This is a genomic window from Thiomonas sp. 13-64-67, from assembly GCF_002282795.1.
Classification (GTDB): domain Bacteria; phylum Pseudomonadota; class Gammaproteobacteria; order Burkholderiales; family Burkholderiaceae_C; genus Thiomonas; species Thiomonas arsenitoxydans.
Genome location: NZ_NCKP01000133.1, coordinates 1 through 1,678, shown reverse-complemented (window position 1 = coordinate 1,678; position 1,678 = coordinate 1). Strand labels below are relative to the sequence as shown.

Sequence of the window (1,678 nt, the reverse complement as noted above, 5' to 3'; positions counted from 1 at the left end):
TATGAGCCGGATGCGGCCTTGCTGGCGCAGATGCAGCACGAGTTTGGCCTGCACCCGCTGGCGGTGGAAGACGCCGCCAAGGCGCACCAGCGCCCCAAGTTGGAGGCTTATGGCGAATCGCTTTTTGTCGTGGCACGCACGGCCTCGCGCAGCGGCGTGCATGTGCGGTTCGGCGAGACGCATGTGTTCATGGGCCGCAACTACATTCTCACCATCCGGCATGGGGATTCGACCGGCTACGCGACGGTGCGTCGCAATGTCGAGCAGACGCCCGCGCTGCTCGCGCAGGGGCCGGGGTATGCGCTGTACGCGGTGCTCGATGCCATCGTTGACGGGTACCTGCCCATCGTCGAGGCCTATCGGGCCGAGCTGGAGGAGCTGGAAGGCGAGATCTTCGCGCGCCAATGGCGGCGCGGCACGCTCAAGCGGCTGTACGCCATGCAGCGCGAACTCACGCGCCTGCGACTGGCGGTGGCGCCTTTGCAGGATGTGCTGGCGCAGCTTCAGCGCCTGCCGGGCGACGTGATGCCTGAGGCCATGAGGCCTTACTTCCGCGACGTGAACGACCATGCCAACCGCATCAACGACACGGTGGGCGCGCTGCGCGAAATGCTCTCGGCGGCGATGAACGTCTCGGTCTCTCTTGTGACGCTGGAGCAGAACGAGGTGGTCAAGCGGCTGGCCGGCTGGGCCGCGCTGCTGGCCGTGCCCACGTTGCTCACCGGCTGGTTCGGCATGAACTTCCGGCACATGCCCGAGTTGGACTGGCGCTGGTCCTATCCTGCATTGCTCGTTTTCACCCTGGCCTTGTGCGGCGGGCTGTACTACTGGCTCAAGCGCTCTCGCTGGTTGTAGCCAGGGTTCGCCCCACCCCAAACCCAAAACTATTTCGCCTTTGCCACTAGAGCTTGCCGCCCATGCCCGACATCCACCACTTCGCCTTGTTCCTGCTCTCGGGCCTGTTGCTCAATATGACCCCGGGCGCGGATATGTTGTTCATCGTGTCGCGCAGTGCTGGGCAGGGGGTGAGGGCCGGGGCGATGGCGGCGCTGGGGGTTGGGGCGGGTTGTCTGGTGCATGTCACCGCAGCCGCAGTGGGGCTGTCGGCGCTGATTGCCGCGTCGGATCTGGCGTTCAACGTGGTCAAGTGGATGGGAGCGGCCTACCTGGTGTGGCTGGGGGTGGGTCTGCTGCGTGCAAGGAGGCAGGCGCCAGCGGTTTCAGCGCCCATGGCCGCCGCACCCTTGCGGGCGGTGTTCTGGCAAGGCGTGCTGACCAATGTGCTCAACCCGAAGATCGTGCTGTTTTTTCTGGCCTTTTTGCCGCAGTTCGTTGGCACTTCGACGCGCGGACAGGGCTGGGCGTTTCTGTTGCTCGGCGTGGTGTTCACCGTCAATGGCACGCTATTCAATCTGGGCGTGGCCTGGGTGGCGGCGCGGGCGCGCCATCTGGGGCGCATGCAGCGCCTGGCGCTTTGGGTGCGGCGGCTGACCGGCGTTGTCTTCGTCGGCTTGGGGCTGCGTCTGGCGTTGGCGTCGAGGGTGTAGAGCGGGACAAGCCAACGCGGCGCCGCAGTAATCTGAGTATTCCGGCCCAACGTGACCGGTGATTCCGGGAACGTGACCGATAGCCCGGCGAAGGTGAGCGGGAGGATTCCGGGAACGTGACCGGTGATTCC

Annotated in this window: 2 protein-coding genes; both read left to right on the top strand. The window is 65.6% G+C overall.

The window, feature by feature from the left end:
- A partial coding sequence (locus tag B7X30_RS15585; protein ID WP_286731867.1) for a magnesium and cobalt transport protein CorA occupies window positions 1–855 on the top strand: 855 nt, incomplete at its 5' end.
- 62 nt (window positions 856–917) lie between these two features.
- Complete coding sequence (locus B7X30_RS15580) at window positions 918–1,547, top strand: LysE family translocator (protein ID WP_276727085.1); 630 nt, start codon at window positions 918–920, stop codon at window positions 1,545–1,547.
- The last annotated feature ends 131 nt before the right edge of the window (window positions 1,548–1,678 follow it).